Source organism: Rhizobium sp. PRIMUS64, assembly GCF_023006465.1.
GTDB classification, from domain to species: Bacteria; Pseudomonadota; Alphaproteobacteria; order Rhizobiales; family Rhizobiaceae; genus Rhizobium; species Rhizobium leguminosarum.
Genome location: NZ_JALBGX010000047.1, coordinates 1 through 11,868 on the forward strand (window position 1 = coordinate 1; position 11,868 = coordinate 11,868).

Genomic DNA, 11,868 nt, shown 5'->3' on the forward strand with positions numbered 1-11,868 from the left:
CGCCCTGAACGGCATAAAGCCCGGCACCCTCGCCTTCCTGACCGACGGTGCCGCCGCCAAGGCCGACGACACGACGGTGCGCAGGCTGGCCGAACTCCAGCCCGCTGATCTGCGCCTGATTGAGGGCGATGCCGCAAGGACGGTCGCGATCACCGCGGCCAACAATGCGGCTGATGCCATGGCCGTCAAGGTCACGCGGCTCAATACATCGCAGGCCGCATCCGTGGCGCTGAACGCCGTCGATAGCCAGGGGCGCTCGATTGCCAATGGCAGGGTGGATTTCCGCCCCGGCCAGAGTGTTGCGACAAGTTCGATCACAGCACCCTTCGAGATGCGCAACGATTTCGCGCGCGTCAGCGTCGACAATGGCGCGACGGCCGGCGCCGTCCATCTTCTCGACGACGCGTTCAAGCGTCGCCGTGTCGTCTTGCTGTCGGGCGAAGGAGGGGATGAGTTCCAGCCGCTGCTCTCGCCGCTCTATTATATCCAGCGGGCACTGCAGCCCTATGCGGATCTGATCCAGCCCGCCGATTCCGATCTCTCGGTCGCGATACCAAAACTTCTCGCCAACAATCCCTCCATCATCATCATGGCCGATATCGGCCGGCTGCCGGAGGAGACCTACGAACCTCTGACGCGCTGGATATCGAATGGCGGCATGCTCCTGCGTTTTGCCGGCCCGCGCATGGCGGCGGCTCCCGCAGACGATCCGCTGATCCCTGTCATCCTGCGCCAGGGAGAACGGGCGCTGGGCGGCACATTGTCTTGGAGCGAGCCGCAGTCGCTTGCCGAATTTCCGAGTTTCGGGCCTTTTGCCGGCATAGCGCGCCCTGCCGATGTCGTCGTCAAGCGGCAGGTGCTTGCCGAACCGACGCCCGATCTTGCCGAACGCACCTGGGCTAGCCTGGCTGACGGCACGCCGCTCGTCACGATGAAGCAGATCGCATCCGGCCAGATCGTCCTGTTTCATGTCACCGCGGAAGCAACCTGGTCCGATCTGCCGATCTCAGGCACTTTCGTCGACATGCTGCGTCACCTCCTGCAGATATCGCGCTCGGGCGGCGTGACGTCGGAGGCGCGCGGCAATGCGCGTGTCTCCGAAACCCTGCCGCCATTCCGCATGCTGACGGCCAAGGGCACGCTGGTCTCCGAGACGGGTTCGGCGCGGCCGCTCATCCCGCAGGCCGGAGCCGAACCGACGGCGAATTTCGACAATCCGCCCGGGCTCTACGGTTCCGAGGACGGTTTCACCTCCCTGAACGTGCTGCCCGAGAACGCCGAACTGACGCCGCTCGACACGGCAGGGACCAATGCCGTGCGCGAAGGCCTGATCGGCGGCGAAAGCTGGTCGGCAAAACCCGCACTCTTTCTCGCAGCCTTTCTGCTGCTACTGGCCGATAGCCTGATCGTCCTCTTCATGAATGGCGCGTTCTCGCGATTGCGCCCGGCCGTCCGCACCGCAGCGATGATCGCAGTCGCCGTCGGCGCCGGCTTTCTCATGCAGCCCGGCACGCTTCACGCCGACGACTCCCAGCCCGGTGATGACCTCATCTTGCAGAGGCTTGATAACACGCACCTCGCCTATGTCGTCACCGGCGAACAGGACGTGGACAATATTTCCGAGCGCGGTCTTGAGGGACTCACCCAGTTCCTGACTTTCCGCACGACGCTGGAGCCGGCACCGCCCGTGGGCATCGACCTCACCAAAGACGAGCTCTCTTTCTATCCGATCATCTACTGGCCGGTTTCGGCAACGGCGCCGATGCCGTCGACCGCGGCGATCAGCCGTATCGACGCCTATATGCGCAACGGCGGCACCGTGCTTTTCGATACGCGCGATCAGATCAGCGCATTGGACAATGGCGGCAATGTCAGCGCTAACGGTGAGAGGCTGCAGGCAATCCTCGCCAATCTCGACATTCCGCCGCTCGAACCGGTACCATCAGACCATGTGCTGACGAAATCCTTCTATCTCCTGTCGAGCTTTCCCGGTCGTTATACCGGCAGCCCCCTCTGGATTGAGTCCCGGCAGGGTGGTCAGGGGCCGAGCGAAAAATCGGCGGCAACGGCCGACGGCGTTTCGCCGATCCTGATCACCGGCAATGATTTCGCCGGCGCCTGGGCGATCGATGACAACGGCGTACCGATACTGCCGACCGTGCCGTCGGATGAAACGCAGCGCGAATATGCCTACCGTTCCGGCGTCAACATCATGATGTATATGCTGACCGGCAACTACAAGACCGACCAGGTCCATGTTCCCGACCTCCTCGAACGGTTAGGACAATGAGATGACGTTCGACTTTTCGCCCTTCCTGCCCTGGTCGGTTCTGGCTGCACTTGCCGTCGTCAGCGCTGTTATCGCCGCCTTCGCGATCTGGCGCGGCATTCGCGGCGCCTGGATCAGAACGCTGGCGGCACTCGCCATGCTGACCGCCCTGGCCAATCCTGTGCTCCTGCAGGAAGACCGGGATCAGTTGTCGACGATCGTCCCGGTTCTTGTCGATCGAAGCCAGAGCCAGCAGACGCCCGATCGCGTCAAGATGACCGACGATGCGCTTGCGGCCTTGAAGGGACAGCTCGCCCGCTTCCCCCAGATTGAGCCCCGCTTCGTCGATGTCGAGGGCGACGTCAATTCCGACGTGCCGTCCACGCGCCTGTTCGACGCGCTGTCGGCCAACATCGCCGATGTCCCGCCCGCCCGTATCGGCGGCGCAATCATGCTGACCGACGGTGAGGTCCATGATGTTCCGGCCGCCAATCAGGCGCTCGGTTTCGACGCGCCGATCCATGGCCTCGTAACCGGCAAGGCCAACGAATTCGATCGCCGCATCGAAGTCATCAAGGGGCCGCGCTTCGGCATCGTCAACGAGGAGCAGCAGGTGATCTTGCGCGTCTTCGACGACGGCCCGAGCCCGGGCGGCGCGGCCGATGTCACGGTGAAGCTGAATGGTGACGAGATCGCCACCCTGCAGGCGACACCAGGGCAGGATACGCCCTTCTCCTTCAAGGTGCCGGGTGGCGGCAGCAATGTGCTCGAATTCTCGGTCGCAGCACTTCCTGGCGAAGTCACCACCGCCAACAACCGTGCCGTCCACGTCATCGACGGCATCCGCCAGAATCTCCGCGTCCTGCTTGTCTCCGGTGAGCCGCATGCCGGTGAACGCGCCTGGCGCAACCTGCTGAAATCCGATGCGTCGGTCGATCTCGTCCACTTCACCATCCTGCGTCCTCCGGAAAAGCAGGACGGCACGCCGATCAACGAGCTGTCGCTGATCGCCTTCCCGACGCGTGAACTCTTCGTCGACAAGATCAAGGATTTCGACCTGATCATCTTCGATCGCTACCAGCACCGCGGCGTGCTGCCGCTGCTCTATTACGATTACATCGCGCAATATGTCGACAATGGCGGCGCGCTGCTGATCGCCGCCGGCCCCGAGCACGCCGGCCCCGATTCCATTGCACTGACGCCACTCTCCTCGGTCCTGCCAGCAACGCCCACCGGAGAGATGATCGAAAAGGCCTTCTATCCCCGCCTCTCCGAGGAAGGCCGCAAACATCCCGTCACGCGCGGCCTTGATGGTTCGGGCGAGGAGCCGCCGCATTGGGGCCGATGGTTCCGTAGCGTCGATGTCGACCGGCCGCAGGGCGAGACGATCATGCTCGGCGCCGACAACCACCCGCTGCTGGTGCTGAACCGCGCCGGCCAGGGCCGCGTCGCCATGCTGCTTTCCGATCAGGGCTGGCTCTGGGCGCGCGGCTTCGAAGGCGGCGGTCCGAACGTTTCGCTCTATCGCCGTATCGCCCATTGGCTGATGAAGGAGCCGGCGCTCGAGGAAGAAGCGCTGACGGCGCGCGCCTCGGGCCGGACCCTTGAGGTCACGCGCCAGACGATCGGCGACAATCCCGGCAACGCCACCGTGCGTTATCCCTCCGGCAAGACCGAAACCCTGCCGCTCACCCAGTCCGAACCGGGCCTCTACAAGGCCGAGAAGAGGATGGACGAGATCGGCCTCTTCGAAATCCGCAACGGCAAGCTGTCGACGCTTGTCCATATCGGCGCCGTCGACGCGCCGGAATTCAAGGCGATGATCTCGACAACCGAGGTGCTGCAGCCGGTCGCCGACAGAAGCAAGGGTCTCGTCGCCCGCGTTTCCAATGCAAATGGCGCGATCTCCGTCCCGCCGATCCTGCCGGTGCGCGGCCAGGTTCGCGTCTCCGACAACGATCGCATGATGATCCGCATGACCAGCGAGACGGTCTTGAAGGGCATCAACACGCTGCCGCTCTTTGCCGGGTTCGCTGGCGTCGGCATCCTGCTTCTCGCCTTCGGCGCCATGTGGTGGCGCGAGGGGCGGTAATCTCATGCCGGAATTCGAGCTCACCGCTTCGCCCTCGCCGGAGGAACTGGCGGCGATCACCGATGCGCTCTCGGCCTTCAACAACAGCGATGTCGGCCCCTCGAATCGCCGGCCGCTTGTGGTCCTCATCCGCGACACCGACGGAAAGGTGACGGGCGGTCTTTCCGGCTTTACCGCCTGGGGCTGGCTCTTCACCCAGATGCTCTATATTCCCGATACACTGCGCGGCACCGGTATATCAGGCAATATCCTCGCAAAGGCGGAAGAAGAGGCCAGGGCGCGAGGGTGCCGCGGCGCCTGGATCGACACGTTCAGCCCTCAGGCTCTGCGCGTCTATCTGCGTCAGGGTTATGAGATTTTCGGAGAGCTCAAGGATTTCCCGGAAGGCCGCACGCGCAGCTTCCTCCGGAAAAGCCTCTAGCAGGATGCGAGGATTGAAAGAGTTAGAGGTCCTTTGTGCGTCCGCGCACGGCGCTCTAAATCATTCGCGCCAGGCGATCGTGCCTTTCAGCCGCTCGTGCACGCCCTCGGCGATCGGAACGACGAGCACACGACGGGGATCGACCGGGCCTGGAAAAGAAAGCGCGTTGTAGGCGACCTTCTCGAAGCCGAGCGGTCCGTAATAAGGCGGGTCGCCGACGAGGATGACAGCTTCCGAGCCCTTGCGTCTTGCCGCCTCCACTGCGATCCGCACCAGTTCCCGGCCGATGCCCTTGTTCTTGTGAGAGGGACGGACGGCGAGCGGGCCGAGCAGATGGCCCTTCACTGTACCGGCCAGTACCGGCGTCATGCGCACGGAGGCAATCGTCTCGCCGTTATCGGTGCAGATGAAGGAAAGCGACAGGTCATGCGGTCCCTGCTCACGGATGCGCGCGGCGGCGCGCGTGAAGCGGCCTGGACCGAAGGCTTCTTCGTTGATGTGTTCGATGGCGGCGTCATGGGACGCGTCTTCAGTGAGGTAGACGAGATCGTGCTTGTACATGATGACAGAAACCGGATGGACAGATTGATGGGTCTCGAACACGCCTTGGGCGTTCGGGAGCATCAGCGTCGTCGCGGGTTTCTGGAAATGAACATCAAGCAGGGGTCCGAAAATCGTGAAAAGGCCGATAGCAGGAAAAATTTCCGCCGTCCAACGCAAAATGCACGACGTGACGCACTGTTCAATCTTTGCCGCCTGTAAAGCCCTGCCATCTGCGATATCTTCCATTCCAACACGCAATCAAGGGAATGAAGACCATGGGAATGCTGGTGGACGGCGTTTGGCATGACGCCTGGTACGACACGAAGGAGAGCAAGGGCCATTTCAGGCGGCAGCCCTCGCAGTTCCGCAACTGGGTGACATCAGACGGTGAGGCCGGCCCTTCCGGCAGCGGCGGCTTCAAGGCCGAGGCCGGGCGTTACCATCTTTATGTCTCGCTCGCCTGCCCCTGGGCGCATCGCACGCTGATCTTCCGCAAGCTAAAGAAGCTCGAAGAGCTGATCTCGGTCTCCGTCGTCGATCCGCTGATGGTCGAGAACGGCTGGGAATTTAAGGTCGGCGACGGCGCCACCGGCGATCACCTCTTCGGAGCGTCCGCGCTTTGGCAGATCTATGTCAGGGCCGATCCGCACTATTCCGGCCGCGTCACCGTTCCCGTGCTCTGGGACAAGAAGACCGGCACGATCGTCAGCAACGAATCCGCCGAAATCATCCGCATGTTCAACAGTGCCTTCGACGGGCTGACCGGCTCGACAGCTGATTTCTATCCCGAGGACCTTCGCACCGACATCGATGCACTGAACGCCACCGTCTACGACACCGTCAACAACGGCGTCTACAAAGCGGGCTTTGCCACCACCCAGGAAGCCTATGAGGAAAATGTCGGCAAGCTGTTCGAAACACTCGACACGCTCGACGAACGCCTCGGCAAGGGCCGCTACCTCTTCGGCAACAGATTGACCGAGGCCGACTGGCGCCTGTTCACCACGCTGGTGCGCTTCGACCCCGTCTATGTCGGCCATTTCAAGTGCAACATCCGCCGCATCGCCGACTACCGCAACCTGCCCGGCTATCTCAGGGACCTCTACCAGACGGCAGGCGTGGCCGAGACGGTGAACCTGTACCACATCAAGCAGCATTATTACCGCAGCCACAAGACGATCAATCCGACCGGCATCGTCCCCGTCGGTCCGGCGCTCGATCTCGACAGCCCGCATGGCCGCGCCAGGCTAAATGCCGCCTGATACTTCTTACCACCAGTGATCGGGCTCCTGCTCGCCCCGAAGCTCGGCGAGGCGGCGATGCGTCGCCTTGGTCGTACCCTCGGGCAAGCTGTCGAGGGAAAAGAAGCCGCTGTCGGATATCTCCCAGTCCGGCGGCCGCGGCGCCGTCTGCTCGACGGTCGCCCGGTAGAAGACGACATGGTCGCGCCTTGTCGTCGTGGTATTGAAATAGACTTGGATCAGCTGCGGCTTGCCGATGATCCTGAGGTTGCCCTCCTCGCGCAATTCCTTGACAAGCGCTTCCTCGACCGTCTCGTTGCGCTCCAGCCCGCCGCCCGGCATATGCCAGCCGCCGATATAGCTGTGGCGCACGAGAAAGATGCGTCCGTCTTCATCGAAACAGGCGGCCCGCACGCCCACGGTCATGCTGCGGACGAAACTGAAATAGACATGCAGCAGGCGCAACGCCAGCCTCGTGTAGAGGGGCTTGTTCTCTTTATCCACTATCGCTCCGTTTCAGCTCTTCATCGCGCCCGATGTGTTTGATTTGTCAATAAGCTGGTCTATGTCTCGTAACATGTTCAAGCTCGCGCATATCTCCGACGTCCACCTTGGGCCGTTGCCCAGTCTTTCCATTCAGGAGCTGTTTTCAAAACGCATAACAGGCTTTGTGAACTGGCATCGAAATCGACGCAAGCACCTTTTCGGCAGCACGTTGGATCTGCTGCTCGACGACATCCGCGCCCATCAGGCCGATCACGTGGCCGTCACCGGCGACCTCGTCAATCTGGCGAGCGGCATTGAGATCCGCGCTGCCGCCGCATGGCTGCGCGCGCTCGGCGATCCCGCGAACACGTCAGTCGTTCCCGGCAATCATGACGCCTATGTGCCAGGCGCCTATGAGAAGTCGATGCGCGCTTGGTACGACTATGTCCGCGGCGATCTGGCCCCGCCGCAATGGCAGGACGACCGCCATATCTTCCCCTATCTGCGCGTCCGCGGCAAAGTCGCGATTGTCGGCTGTTCGACGGCGGTCGCCACCCCTCCTTTCGCCGCATCTGGCTTTTTCGGCGCGCGACAGGCCCGCGATACTGTCAACATACTGCGTGCGGCTGGCGAAGCCGGTCTCTTCCGCGTCGTCATGATCCATCACCCGCCGATCCGCGGCGCCACGGCCTTCTACAAACGGATGATCGGCATCCGCCGCTTCGCTGCCGTGATTTCGACGGGCGGCGCCGAACTCGTGCTGCACGGTCATACGCACCTGAACACGCTGCATTGGCTGCGCGGCCAGGTGCAGCCAGTGCCGGTCGTCGGCATCGCGTCAGCCTCGCAGGGACCGGGCAGCATCAAGCCGCCCGCCGCCTACAACCTCTTCTCCATCGACGGCTCTCCCGGCGCCTGGGAGCTCAGCGGCGAGCGCTTCAGCCTCAACAGGACCGGCGACGCGGTGATGCCGGAAAGTGCCAATATTTTCGCACCTTAGCGCCGGGTCCGGACTCCTTTTATGCAGCACTTGAATCGATCTGCGAGGACATCCGGCCACCGTCGCAACATTTGCCATGGAGGTTGCTTACCCTCTTGGTATTTTTAGTGGTAAGCGTACAATCCGAGCAACTGCATTGCCTGAGAACGGAGCGCGCCGATGACTTCTTCTTTCCGTCACCTGTCCAGACTTTCGCTCGCCGCCGGCTTTGCCTTTGGCATCGCCACGGCCGCTTTCGCGGTCGGCGACAACAACGATGACACCAATCCGCCGCCGAAGACCCAGACGACCAAGACCTGCACCGGCGGCAAGGTCTGGGACAAGGCCAAGAAGGAATGTGTCAACCCGAAGAAGAGCAGCTTCAACGACGACGATCTCTATAAGTTCGCCCGCGAGTTTGCCTATGCCGGCCAGTATGACAACGCCATCACCGTGCTCAATCTCGCCCGCAACCAGAACGACCCGCGCATCCTGAACTATCTCGGCTACGCCAACCGCAAGGCCGGCCGCGTGGAGCTCGGCATGTCCTACTACCGCAAGGCGCTGCAGGCGGATGAGAATTACATCCTCGCCCGCTCCTACATGGGCATGGCGCTGGTGGAACAGGGAGATATCCAGGGCGCCCGCGTCCAGCTTGTCGAAATCCGTGATCGCGGCGGCGAAGGCACTTGGGCCTATCGCGCTCTGCTGCAAAGCTTGAACGGCTACAAGACATATTGACGCAAGCTTTGCGGGCCACAATACGAAAATCCCTTGGGAAAGAGGGATGAAGACGACCGGATGCTTGCGAAGTGCAGGAGACTTGTTTCATAAAGCACATGTATCGCCGGCGCCAACCATGTCGGCTTCGCGCCGAGGGCGAACCCTTCGACCGCGAAACCATTGTGAATGCTTCTTGGATAGACAATGCGTCAGCCCGCAACGACCATCGATCTCCGGCGTGATCTCGTCGGCCTCCTGCCCCGCCTCCGCCGCTTCGCGATCACGCTCGCGGGTGAGGTTGCTGTGGCCGATGAACTCGTTCAGTCCGTCTGTCAGCGCGCCATCGCCAAAGGTCATCAATGGAGCGGCGAAGGCCGGCTGGAAAGCTGGATCTACACGCTTGCCCGCCAGCAATGGACCGACGACAACCGCAAGCGGAAGCCGAAGGCTTCCGGCCGTGGCAACGTCACCGATATTCGCGAAGCCGCGCGTGAACGCTCGGCCGCAGTCGATCCCGACACCATCCATCACATGATTTCCGATATGCCGGATGGCGTTTCCAGCATGTTCCTGCTTGTCGACGTCGAAGGCCACAGCTACCAGCAGGCGGCCGACATCATGGGCATTCCGGTGGCAAACGTCGTCTCGCAACTTGCCACCGCAAGGCTGCAATTTGCCGGGCTTGCCGGCACCCACCCGATCCACAGGTTCTGAATTTGCTCGATCTTAGGAAACTGCCGCTCGAAGCCCAGCTCACCGCCCTTCTCGATGGCGAAGTCTCGCCCGAACAGCGGCACGAACTGGAGCAGCGTCTGGCAAGCGACGAGAATGCGCGCCGGCTGCATGAGAAGCTGCGCCATGGGGCTGATTTCGGCCGCCGCCGCCTGGACGATATACTGAAGGAGCCGGTGCCGCTCGCCCTCGTCCGTTCCATCAAGAGCACGCAACCGCCGAAAACGTCGATCGCCCAGCGCGCCACGCGCCCGCAAGTGAAACTGGCGCCGAGCGGCCCGCAGGCGCTGGCCGCCGCCCTCATCCTCTTTGCCGTCGGTTGCGGTATCGGCTATTTTGTCGGCACCGCCCCGGATGCCGACGAGATTGCCACCACGGCTACCACCAATACGGCTCCGGCCAATACCAACGACTGGCTCGGCGACGTCACCGCCTATCAGCGCCTGCTGATCCGCCAGCCCCGTCATCTCGTCGAAGTGCCCGCTTCGCAGGCCGAGGAAATCTCCAGCTGGCTGACGACCGCGATCGGTGTGCCCTTCCGCGTGCCGGATCTGAGCGCCGAAGCCTGGACCTTCCAGGGCGCGCGCGTCATCCTCGGCGACAGCCGCCCTGTCGGGCAGCTCGTCTATTCGAATGCCGATGGCGACATCATTTCCATTTGCTTCCGCAAGGACGCGCAGCCGCCGGAGACCGACGACTTCAAGGAAACGATCAAGGACGAGATCGGCCTCGTGACCTGGCACAATGCCGGCACCTCCTACGTGCTCGCCGGCCCCTCCGCCGAAGCAACGCTCGGCCAGCTTGCCATGGAGATCGCCACCGCGATCTGATTGCCGGAGCATGATGACGAGCGGTTTCGCACGACGTCGTGCTCGCCTTCTTTGACTTAAGGCACCAGCACCACCTTGCCGACCGCCCTCCGCTCCTCGATGGCGCGATGCGCTTCCGCCGCTTGATGCAGTGGGAAACGACCGCCGTCGATAACCGTCAGGGCACCCGCCGCGGCAAGCTCGAAGAGCGCGGCAAGATCCTCCCGCACACCCTCAGGCGTCAATAGCGGCAATAGCGAAAATCCCTTGATTGACTGATTGTCATCAAGCATGTGCTCGACATCGGCCGCCTCAAGCCCAAACCGCCCCATCGCCGCCAGCACCAGCTCGCCGCAAGGCGCCAGCACATCGAGCGCCGCCCGTGAAAACGCCCCGCCGACGGTTTCATAGATGATATCCACGCCGAGCCCTCCGGTCAGCCTCTTGACGTCCTCCTGCCAGCCGGGCGCCGTATAATCGGCCGCATGATCGGCGCCGAGAGATAGGGAAAGCGCCCTCTTTTCGTCACTGCTCGCCGCTGCGATCACCATCTTCGCCCCGTCGCGCCTCGCCAGTTGCAGGAGCAGAGAACCAACACCGCCGGCTGCTGCGTTGACGAGAACGATTTTGCCTTTCACGGGACTGCGGCGTAGGAGGTGCAGCGCCGTCAACCCCTGCACCATCAACGCGGCAGCCGCCTCGAAGGAGACCGCGTCGGGCAGCGGCACCACCGCCCCGCCATCGACCGCGGCGAACTCGGCATAACCGCCCGAACCGCGCCCGATCGCAAAGAGAGGAACGGCAACCCGCGTGCCAATCAGCGAGCGGTCGGCACCAGGCCCTGCTCGCTCGATTATACCCGCGACCTCGACACCGGGAAACATCGGCAGGTCAGGCGTTGCGGCATAGCGGTCAGCCCGCATCAACACCTCGAAGAAGTTGACACCCGCCGCGTGGACGCGGATGAGAACCTCGCTCGGGCCCGGCTCGGGAACCGGCAGTTCCACGAGCTCGAGGACATCGGGTGGACCGAAGCGAGTGAATTGAACGGCTTTCATGGCAGATGAACCTCACGTCTGGTTGGCGTGGGGCAGGTTTAGCAATAGGATATCAGGCAAAAATACACACTCTTTCGTGCCCTACCCACCAGGAGGTGACCATGGCTGAGCCGATGAAAAGACTGCCGGAACTGCCTGTCGAGCGCGCGCTGAAGGTGATCTCGGGGCGCTGGAAGCCAGTCATCCTCTATTACGTCTTCTCCGGCCCGAAGCGTCTGTCGGAGCTGAAGCGGATGATGCCCGCCATCACCCAGAAGGTGCTGATCCAGCAGCTGCGCGAGATGGAGGAGCACGGGCTGGTCGCCCGCCAGATCTTCGCCGAAGTCCCCGGCCGCGTCGAATACAGCGCGACCGAACTCGGCCTCGGTCTCGAACCGGTGTTGCTGGCGCTCTGCCAATGGGGTCAGCGGCACGCCGAGGCGCGCGACGAGGCCGACGAGATCGCCGACTGCATCGTCAGGCCGCGCAGCGCTACAGCGCCGCGCGTCTTTTCAGACGCGCAAAGGGCGCTGTAA

Annotated in this window: 12 protein-coding genes; 9 read left to right on the plus strand and 3 right to left on the minus strand. The window is 62.8% G+C overall.

What is annotated here, in order from left to right; translation table 11 throughout:
- The 3 genes from MOV76_RS19190 to MOV76_RS19200 form a co-directional block, all read left to right on the plus strand.
- On the plus strand, positions 1-2,290 hold a 2,290-nt coding region (locus MOV76_RS19190), incomplete at its 5' end, for a DUF4159 domain-containing protein (RefSeq protein ID WP_247265074.1).
- Position 2,291: 1 nt separating this feature from the next.
- Positions 2,292-4,361, plus strand: coding sequence for a hypothetical protein (locus MOV76_RS19195; RefSeq protein WP_247265075.1), 2,070 nt, complete (start codon positions 2,292-2,294; stop codon positions 4,359-4,361).
- Between the two features lie 4 nt (positions 4,362-4,365).
- Positions 4,366-4,782 carry a GNAT family N-acetyltransferase gene (locus MOV76_RS19200; protein ID WP_130729340.1) on the plus strand — a complete coding sequence of 139 codons (417 nt, stop codon included), beginning with the start codon at positions 4,366-4,368 and terminating at the stop codon, positions 4,780-4,782.
- A gap of 60 nt (positions 4,783-4,842) precedes the next feature.
- Here the strand turns inward: MOV76_RS19200 and MOV76_RS19205 are convergent, their stop codons facing one another.
- Positions 4,843-5,406: a GNAT family N-acetyltransferase gene (locus MOV76_RS19205; protein ID WP_080763986.1), complete on the minus strand. Its 564-nt coding sequence runs from the start codon at positions 5,404-5,406 to the stop codon at positions 4,843-4,845.
- Positions 5,407-5,600: 194 nt separating this feature from the next.
- Between MOV76_RS19205 and MOV76_RS19210 the strand changes: the two genes are divergently transcribed.
- Positions 5,601-6,587 carry a glutathione S-transferase family protein gene (locus MOV76_RS19210; RefSeq protein ID WP_028732926.1) on the plus strand — a complete coding sequence of 329 codons (987 nt, stop codon included), beginning with the start codon at positions 5,601-5,603 and terminating at the stop codon, positions 6,585-6,587.
- A gap of 6 nt (positions 6,588-6,593) precedes the next feature.
- Here MOV76_RS19210 and MOV76_RS19215 read toward each other — a convergent pair whose 3' ends face one another.
- The gene (locus tag MOV76_RS19215; RefSeq protein WP_018446696.1) at positions 6,594-7,070 is read right to left on the minus strand and encodes an NUDIX domain-containing protein; all 477 of its coding nucleotides are present in this window, start codon (positions 7,068-7,070) and stop codon (positions 6,594-6,596) included.
- Between the two features lie 73 nt (positions 7,071-7,143).
- Here MOV76_RS19215 and MOV76_RS19220 point away from each other — a divergent pair, with 73 nt between their 5' ends.
- From MOV76_RS19220 to MOV76_RS19235, 4 genes are all read left to right on the plus strand, one after another.
- On the plus strand, positions 7,144-8,052 hold the full coding sequence (locus MOV76_RS19220; RefSeq protein WP_130729492.1) for a metallophosphoesterase: 909 nt from the start codon (positions 7,144-7,146) through the stop codon (positions 8,050-8,052).
- Positions 8,053-8,211: 159 nt separating this feature from the next.
- The gene (locus MOV76_RS19225; protein ID WP_130729341.1) at positions 8,212-8,772 is read left to right on the plus strand and encodes a hypothetical protein; all 561 of its coding nucleotides are present in this window, start codon (positions 8,212-8,214) and stop codon (positions 8,770-8,772) included.
- Between the two features lie 186 nt (positions 8,773-8,958).
- Positions 8,959-9,468: an RNA polymerase sigma factor gene (locus MOV76_RS19230; protein WP_130729342.1), complete on the plus strand. Its 510-nt coding sequence runs from the start codon at positions 8,959-8,961 to the stop codon at positions 9,466-9,468.
- A 2-nt stretch (positions 9,469-9,470) separates the two neighbouring features.
- Entirely contained in the window at positions 9,471-10,316 is an 846-nt protein-coding gene (locus tag MOV76_RS19235; RefSeq protein WP_130729343.1) for an anti-sigma factor, read from the plus strand.
- A 56-nt stretch (positions 10,317-10,372) separates the two neighbouring features.
- Here MOV76_RS19235 and MOV76_RS19240 read toward each other — a convergent pair whose 3' ends face one another.
- Positions 10,373-11,353 (minus strand): zinc-binding dehydrogenase, encoded by a 981-nt coding sequence (locus tag MOV76_RS19240; RefSeq protein WP_247265076.1) that lies wholly within the window; start codon positions 11,351-11,353, stop codon positions 10,373-10,375.
- A 5-nt stretch (positions 11,354-11,358) separates the two neighbouring features.
- On the opposite strand from MOV76_RS19240, the gene MOV76_RS19245 reads away from it, so the two are divergent.
- Positions 11,359-11,868, plus strand: a complete 510-nt coding sequence (locus tag MOV76_RS19245) for a helix-turn-helix domain-containing protein (RefSeq protein WP_183619205.1) — start codon at positions 11,359-11,361, stop codon at positions 11,866-11,868.

Coding starts and splice junctions, on each gene's coding strand:
- MOV76_RS19230 (WP_130729342.1), top strand. CDS start 8,959: ATGCGTCAGCCCGCAACGACCATCGATCTCCGGCGTGATCTCGTCGGC.
- MOV76_RS19245 (WP_183619205.1), top strand. CDS start 11,359: ATGAACCTCACGTCTGGTTGGCGTGGGGCAGGTTTAGCAATAGGATAT.
- MOV76_RS19225 (WP_130729341.1), top strand. CDS start 8,212: ATGACTTCTTCTTTCCGTCACCTGTCCAGACTTTCGCTCGCCGCCGGC.
- MOV76_RS19240 (WP_247265076.1), bottom strand. CDS start 11,353: ATGAAAGCCGTTCAATTCACTCGCTTCGGTCCACCCGATGTCCTCGAG.
- MOV76_RS19220 (WP_130729492.1), top strand. CDS start 7,144: ATGTTCAAGCTCGCGCATATCTCCGACGTCCACCTTGGGCCGTTGCCC.
- MOV76_RS19210 (WP_028732926.1), top strand. CDS start 5,601: ATGGGAATGCTGGTGGACGGCGTTTGGCATGACGCCTGGTACGACACG.
- MOV76_RS19205 (WP_080763986.1), bottom strand. CDS start 5,406: ATGCTCCCGAACGCCCAAGGCGTGTTCGAGACCCATCAATCTGTCCAT.
- MOV76_RS19195 (WP_247265075.1), top strand. CDS start 2,292: ATGACGTTCGACTTTTCGCCCTTCCTGCCCTGGTCGGTTCTGGCTGCA.
- MOV76_RS19200 (WP_130729340.1), top strand. CDS start 4,366: ATGCCGGAATTCGAGCTCACCGCTTCGCCCTCGCCGGAGGAACTGGCG.